This window comes from Mesorhizobium sp. NPDC059025 (assembly GCF_042739655.1).
Taxonomy (GTDB): Bacteria; Pseudomonadota; Alphaproteobacteria; order Rhizobiales; family Rhizobiaceae; genus Mesorhizobium.
In genome coordinates this window covers 66,646-73,709 of sequence record NZ_JBHYIM010000008.1, presented here as the reverse complement: position 1 = coordinate 73,709, position 7,064 = coordinate 66,646, and the positions used below count along the sequence as shown (strand labels likewise).

Annotated in this window: 7 protein-coding genes; 2 read left to right on the top strand and 5 right to left on the bottom strand. The window is 60.5% G+C overall.

The window, feature by feature from the left end; all coding sequences use genetic code 11:
* Positions 1 to 63: 63 nt before the first annotated feature.
* Complete coding sequence (locus tag ACFWYE_RS19665; RefSeq protein WP_379113707.1) at positions 64 to 276, bottom strand: hypothetical protein; 213 nt, start codon at positions 274 to 276, stop codon at positions 64 to 66.
* A 564-nt stretch (positions 277 to 840) separates the two neighbouring features.
* Positions 841 to 1,068, bottom strand: coding sequence for a DUF680 domain-containing protein (locus ACFWYE_RS19660; protein ID WP_379062117.1), 228 nt, complete (start codon positions 1,066 to 1,068; stop codon positions 841 to 843).
* 479 nt (positions 1,069 to 1,547) lie between these two features.
* On the opposite strand from ACFWYE_RS19660, the gene ACFWYE_RS19655 reads away from it, so the two are divergent.
* Complete coding sequence (locus tag ACFWYE_RS19655; protein ID WP_379062115.1) at positions 1,548 to 2,996, top strand: aldehyde dehydrogenase family protein; 1,449 nt, start codon at positions 1,548 to 1,550, stop codon at positions 2,994 to 2,996.
* 115 nt (positions 2,997 to 3,111) lie between these two features.
* On the opposite strand, the gene ACFWYE_RS19650 is transcribed toward ACFWYE_RS19655, so the two are convergent.
* The 3 genes from ACFWYE_RS19650 to ACFWYE_RS19640 all read right to left on the bottom strand — a co-directional run bounded on the left by ACFWYE_RS19650 (position 3,112) and on the right by ACFWYE_RS19640 (position 5,965).
* Entirely contained in the window at positions 3,112 to 3,822 is a 711-nt protein-coding gene (locus ACFWYE_RS19650) for an MBL fold metallo-hydrolase (RefSeq protein ID WP_379113705.1), read from the bottom strand.
* Between the two features lie 10 nt (positions 3,823 to 3,832).
* The gene (locus ACFWYE_RS19645) at positions 3,833 to 4,999 is read right to left on the bottom strand and encodes a diphosphate--fructose-6-phosphate 1-phosphotransferase (protein ID WP_379113703.1); all 1,167 of its coding nucleotides are present in this window, start codon (positions 4,997 to 4,999) and stop codon (positions 3,833 to 3,835) included.
* 168 nt (positions 5,000 to 5,167) lie between these two features.
* Positions 5,168 to 5,965, bottom strand: coding sequence for a L,D-transpeptidase (locus tag ACFWYE_RS19640; RefSeq protein WP_379062108.1), 798 nt, complete (start codon positions 5,963 to 5,965; stop codon positions 5,168 to 5,170).
* 462 nt (positions 5,966 to 6,427) lie between these two features.
* On the opposite strand from ACFWYE_RS19640, the gene ACFWYE_RS19635 reads away from it, so the two are divergent.
* Complete coding sequence (locus ACFWYE_RS19635; RefSeq protein WP_379062105.1) at positions 6,428 to 7,051, top strand: LysE family translocator; 624 nt, start codon at positions 6,428 to 6,430, stop codon at positions 7,049 to 7,051.
* Positions 7,052 to 7,064: the final 13 nt, after the last annotated feature.

Here is a 7,064-nt window from a genome sequence, read left to right as displayed (position 1 = left end):
GGTGAGAGCGAGGGTTTTCATTTTCGTATCTCCAAATGAGAATGGTTGATGTGTTGGCTGTGATTAGCTGTTGCCGCCGAGGCGGGGGGCACCGTCGGTGACCGGCTTCGCGATCGTGCCGAAGTCATGCTTGGCAGCGTCAGCCTTGACCGAAGCGGTGTAAGAACCGTCGACATTCGAATAGGTGAAGTTCGAGCCGTAGTGGTCGCTACCGTTGGCGAAAGCCGAACCGGCGGCAACGAGCAGGGCAGCAGCAGCAAGAGCGAGGGTTTTCATTTTCGTACTCCAAAATCTCTTTTTCCGTCCGTCACGCGGCGTGGTGTCTTGGGAGGCAATCTCGTCGTTCGGACAGCACAGAAATGGGATTGGCCCGCAAAAGGTTCCAATCACGAGAATGTTTAGCAGCCATGCAAAAATGGCTCTTGAAGTTTGATTTTGGTGACACAAAGGCTTTGTATACACGTTTATTTTCAATGGCTTATGGTGCCGTCAGGCGACTGGTATCAAAATGCATACTGAACCATCGTTCAGTGCATTCTGAACGGATTGTCTCCATTTAATGAACAAAAGGATGGTTTTTGGCTTGAAAATGTTGACGTCGAGAAGAGTCGAAATCATCATTTCCGTGAAGCCGTGAAGCCGTGAAGCCGTGAAGCTGTGAAGCTGTGAAGCTGTGAAGCTGTGAAGCTGTGAAGCTGTGAAGCTGTGAAGCTGTGAAGCTGTGAAGCTGACTGCGAGAGCCGACAGGAATCGGTGGGAGTGTTCAAACGAAAAAAGCGGCGGGCAAGCCCACCGCTTTGTTTTGTGCCGACCAGAGGCCGGCCATTGCGTCAACTGCGATCAGCTGTTGCCGCCGAGACGCGGAGCGCCATCGGTGACCGGCGTTGCAACGTTGTTGACGTTGATGTCATGCGAGCCACCCTTCACCGAAGCGGTGTAGCCGCCGTCGATGGTCGAGCCAAGCGCCTGCGGGTTGGAACCGGCATAGGCATCAAAGTTGTCGCTGCCTGCGAAAGCCGAACCAGCGGCGACCAGGAGAGCAGCAGTAGCAAGAGCAATCTTTTTCATTTTCGTACTCCGAATATCAATGTCTGTCCGTCATGCGGCGTGTTCTTGGGAGGAATTCGCGTCGTTCGGACAGGGCATATCTGGGAAAGCCACGGCCAGGTTTCCAATCACGAAAAAGTGCCGCCTGGACCACGGGAACGGTCCTTGAAACCGCCAGCGTGAGCTCTAAATCTGAGAAATACTGTAATGATTACAATCAGGTACGAACGATGACCATTGGCTGATATGCAAAAGGATACTAAGCCGGCGTTCATGACGTCGTGCACGCATCGTCAACCGATTTCACCCCACAATCACTCCGGGAAGGCTTGAAAGCCTTCTTGTTTTCATCCGCTGGCCTCACGCAGGCCCCTCGCTGAGGCTTGAGCCGCCCCTCAAGGCAAGGCTAGAACACTGCCGCAACACTAAAAACCATGTCGGTTTCACCGCCCGTGCCAACCGGGCCGGCTGTTAAAGCAGTCGTGAACAGGGAGAACAGAATGCTGCGTAAGACGGATTTCTTCATTGACGGCAAGTGGGTCGCGCCGGTCGTGGCCAAGGAACTCGAAGTCATCAATCCAGCTGACGAGCAACCCTTTGCCGTCATTTCGCTGGGCTCTGCCGCCGATGTCGATAAGGCAGTCAATGCTGCCCGCCGTGCTTTCGAAAGCTGGAGCCGGACAAGCCGCGAGGAGCGTCTTGCGGCGCTGGAGCGGCTGCTTGCCTCTTACAACAAGCGCATGAACGACATGGCCAAGGCCATTTCGGACGAGATGGGGGCACCGATCAAGCTGGCGCTGGAGGCCCAGGCAGCCTGCGGTGCCGGGCACATCAAGGCGTTCATCCGCACGCTGAAGGACTTCCATTTCGAAACGCCGCTCAGCGAGCGCAACAAGGAAGAGCATATCGTCTATGAGCCGATCGGTGTCTGCGGCCTGATCACGCCATGGAACTGGCCGATGAACCAGGTGACATTGAAGGTCGTGCCGGCCCTTGCCGCCGGCTGCACGGTGGTGTTGAAGCCGTCCGAGATCGCGCCGGTCTCGTCCATCGTTTTTGCCGAGATGATGGAAGAGGCCGGTTTCCCTGCCGGCGTGTTCAATATGGTCAATGGCGACGGCCCGACCGTCGGCGAGGCGCTGTCGCGTCATCCCGGCATCGACATGATGTCCTTCACCGGATCGACCCGCGCCGGCATTGCCGTGGCCAAGTCTTCCGCCGACGGCATCAAGCGTGTTGCCCTGGAACTCGGTGGCAAGTCGCCGAACATCGTCTTTGCCGACAGCGATCTGCCGGATGCGATCGCGCGCGGCCTGGCGCATTGCTTCGAAAACACCGGCCAGTCCTGCAACGCACCGACCCGCATGCTGGTCGAGCGGCCGGTCTATGACCGTGCTGTTGGCCTTGCCGCCGACTACGCGGCCACCGTCAAGGTCGGCAATCCGGCCGAGGATGGTGACCATATCGGTCCGCTCTCTTCCGAAGTGCAGTTCAACAAGGTGCAGAGCATGATTGAGGCGGGAATCAAGGAAGGTGCGCGTGTCGTCGCCGGCGGTCTCGGCCGTCCCGAAGGCTTCAACCGCGGCTACTATGTGCGCCCGACCGTCTTTGCCGACGTCAACAACGACATGACCATTGCCCGCGAAGAGATCTTCGGGCCGGTGCTGGCAATGATCCCCTTCGACACGGAAGAGGATGCGATCGCCATTGCCAATGACACGCCTTACGGCCTGTCGGGTTATGTCCAGACGCAGGACAAGGTCAAAGCGCAGCGCGTGGCACGCCAAATCCGCGCCGGCATGGTCCAGATCAACGGTGCCGATCGGCCCTACGGCAGCCCCTTCGGTGGCTACAAGGCCTCGGGACTCGGCCGCGAAGGCGGCAAGTGGGGCCTCGAGGACTTCCTGGAAGTCAAGGCGATCTCCGGCTGGGATGAGCAGGTCGGGTAACCCGACCAGGTCGGTTAAACCGACGCTGCTCTTGCTGCTTGCGTAAAGAAAAGGCGGCGCCCTGGGCGGCGCCTTTTCTGTTTGCCCGGCGCTCCACTCTGGGTTTTGGTGGAATTCAGCCGATGCCCAGGTAAGCTCGGGCAATCTCCTGCATCCGGTTGCGATCGAAGCTCGGGCCGTGGCCGCCATGGCCCATGCTGATCGGCAGTTCAAGCAGCCGTAGCATGGTGCGGCGATAGATGGCTGGATCGGAATCGGGCAAATCGTCGAGCAACGTGTCGTCATAGATGGCGTCGCCGCTGAAGAAGATCCCGTCACGCTCGTCGAAAAGCGCGATCGAATCCGGCGAATGGCCAGGCAGGTGCAACACACTGAAGCGCCGATCACCCAGGTCGACAATGTCACCCTCGCCGAGAACCCGCGTCAGCGGCGCCGGTTCGATGCGATAGGTTTCGCGGCTCCAGCCGGGGTAGGGCAGGCGCGACACTGCGCCTTCCAGTTCACGGAATTCCTGGGCGTAGGTGGCGGCGTCACCCATCAAGGCGAATTCGGCTGCGCTCTGCCGCGGTCCAGCGCGCTCGGCGAATTCGTGCAGCGATCCGACATGGTCGAGATGGATGTGGGTTGCGACCACCAGCAGCGGCTTGCCTGTTGGCGTGTCGATTTCCGGAGCCAGCGGGCAGATGCCCATGCCGGTGTCGACCAGCAGGTCGGCGTCTCGCCCTTTGAGATGCCAGATATTGGCGCTCATATAAGGATGCACGAACGGTTCGGTGATCCGCGTCAGCGCGGGATCGACCGCCTTCCTGCCGAACCAGCCCGTCATGCCGGCACCCTTATACGAATGGCTTGCCGACCTGGTACTTGGCTGGAACCAGCCGGTGCAGGTAGGCAAGGCCGGCATCCGAAAGTTGGTTGGCGTCCTCGAGCATGAAGTCGTCGGGCATATGCCTGGTCTTGGCGGCAACGCTGCTCAGCGGCACTTTCCTGAACACGGTTTTGCTGCCGTCATATTGCAGCGCCACCGAGCCGCCGCCCTCGGCGGCCACGCCGACAGCGAAAGCGCCGGCATCGAAGGCTTCCTGCGCGTCGACTGGGCTGATCGCGCCGATGTAGCCGCGTGGCATGTAACCGAGCGCGTCGACGCGGGCGCGCTTGCCGGGCAGCTTTTCGGCCAGCGCCTGTTCGAAAGCGCGGTTGAGGTCGCTGCCCGAGAGCTTGACGTTGCCATGCGCGTCCCGCTCGACCTTGTCGGAGCCGACGATGGTTTCGACCAGTGAGCGGCCGTCCGCGGTCGACACGCCTTCGGAGACCGCGACGATGCAGCGCTTGTGCCTGGCCATCGTCGCTTTCACATCCTCGATGAAACGGTCCACCGAAAAGGCCCGCTCCGGCACGTAGACAAGATGCGGGCCGCTGTCTGCGTCCATCCGCCAGGCGGCGGAGGCAGCGGTGAGGAAACCGGCGTGACGACCCATGACGATTCCGACATAGATGCCGGGCAGGGCACGGAAATCGAGATCGACCGACAAGAAAGCTCCGGCGACGAATTCCGCCGCCGAGATGAAGCCCGGCGTATGGTCGTTCTCGACAAGATCGTTGTCGATGGTCTTCGGTGCGTGCACGAAGGCGATCTTGCCACCCGCCGCATCGGTCAGGATCTGCTGCGTGCCGGACGTGTCGTTGCCACCTATATAGATGAAGGCGTCGGCTCCGGCTTTCTGCAGGCCTTGCAGCACCAGGTCGCAATAAGCGGCATCCGGCTTGTCACGGGTCGAGCCCAGGGCGGCCGAAGGTGTCCGGCCGATCAGCCTGAGCTGGTCCTCGCGCATGTCGGTAAGGTCGACATAGTCGCCGTCACGCACACCGCGCACGCCGTGGCGTGCACCGAGAACACGTGCGCCGGGATGTTTCTTGCGGACTTCGAGGACCGCGCCGACCACCGTCTGGTTGATCACAGCGGTGGGACCGCCACCCTGGGCGATGACAAAAGTTCCGGCCATTGTTCGATCCTCCCGATGCGTCTCAAGAGGAACTTTCGCCTGTATTCAGGCCCGACGCAACGGGGAATTCAATCGATTAGGAAGATGGGGAAATAGGGCAGTATGGGAATAAGGCAGAAAGATCGGAGGGCTGTTGCCCACTCCCCTACTGCCTTAATGCCTTCCGCCTTAAGCCACGACAATCGGCACCTTGTTCGGCGAAGCCTTGACCCGGTTGTAAAGATCGATGACGTCCTGGTTGATCATGCGCACGCAGCCGGACGAGGCCTGTGTGCCGATGGTCCACCATTCAGGCGAGCCATGCACCCGATAGCCCGTGTCCTGGCCGTCCTTGTAGATGTAATGCGCGCGCGCTCCGAGCGGGTTGTCGAGGCCGCCCGGCTGGCCGCCCGCCCATTTCACCAGCTCCGGCTTGCGCGCGATCATTTCCCGGGGCGGCGTCCAGGTCGGCCATTCCTTGGTGTATTGGATCACCGCGCGGCCACTCCATTCGAAACCGGCCTTGCCGATACCGACACCATAACGGATCGCTTCGCCGCCTTCCTGCACCCAGTAGAGATGGCGTTCATTGAGCCTGACAACGATGGTGCCGGGCGCTTCTCCGGTGGGGTCGACGACGATCTGGCGGCGAAACTCCGCCTTGACCTTCTGGAAGGGAATGGCGGGAACAACGAAGCCATTGTCGGTCAACGAGGCATACATTGCGCTGTTGTCGGTAATGTTCCTGTCGACGCTGATCGGCGGGATCGGGCGGATCGAGCCGGTCGACATGTCGTCGAGCGGAGGCATTCCGTTCGATGGGCCGACCGGTCCGAGCGAGGGGAGGTCGAGGGTCTGCGAGCAGCCGGAGGCGCCAAGCAGGGTCATGATGCCGAGGCCGGACAACACGCCACGGCGGGAAATGATGGTATTGGACTGCGGGAAGTCGACGCTGGACGAAGGCGTCAGGTCTTGCGGCTTACGCATGCACACTTTACCCCATACGAACGGACGGGCCCACATGCCCGCCGGATGCGTCGCATTTTCACGATTCATGGTTTAAAAAGCGTGAAACCCTTGCGCGACCTGCTTTTGCGGTCTCCATGTCGATTTGGCTACGTCTGCGCCGCCTCACTTCCGGTCGCTCCCGCACCAAAACTCCTTGCTTCGGTCACAATGCCGGCACGGGTCGCACTTATCCCTTCCCTCGATCCTTGAGCACTGATTTTTTGAAACGGGAACGGGCCTTCACATGGCGGACCGCGACGACCGATATGGCATTGCTTTCATCGGCCACCATGGCCATCGCGTGCGCTGGCGCGGCCGGTATGTCGCGCGCACCGAGCGACGCGATCTTATGCCCGTCTGCGGCGCCAGAGTGTATTGCAAAAACCGCTTTACATCCGCCTGAAGGCAGGGATTTATCCTGTTCTTTAACAGGAGAGACCCATGTCCTTCGAGAATTGGGCAGCTTTTGCTGCCGCATCTTCCATCCTTCTCATCATCCCAGGGCCCACCATCCTGCTCGTCGTCTCCTACGCATTGGGCCAGGGCTGGCGCACGGCGCTACCGATGGCGGTTGGCGTGGCGCTCGGCGATTTCACCGCCATGACGCTGTCGATGCTTGGCATCGGCGCATTGCTGGCAGCTTCGGCCACCGTCTTCACGGTCCTCAAAGTGATCGGTGCCGCCTATCTCGTCTATCTCGGCATCAAGCTGTTTCGTGCCGGCGGCACGCTTGAGGCGACGCCGCGCCATGATGCCGTGTCGGCGGCGAAGATGATGGCGCATGCCTGGCTGGTCACGGCTCTCAACCCCAAGAGCATCACCTTCTTCGTTGCCTTCCTGCCGCAGTTCATCGATCGGCACGGCAATTTCTGGACGCAGATGGCGATCTTCGAGGCAACCTTCCTGACGTTGGCTTTCGCCAACGCCTTCGGTTACGCGCTGGTCGCCTCCCGGGCACGCAACGTCGTACGCAATCCCAAGGCGATCCGCGTTTTCAATCGCACCGGTGGTACGCTGCTGGTTGGTGCCGGCATCGCCACTGTGGCGATGCGGTCCGGCAATTGAGACGAAGGGCGGG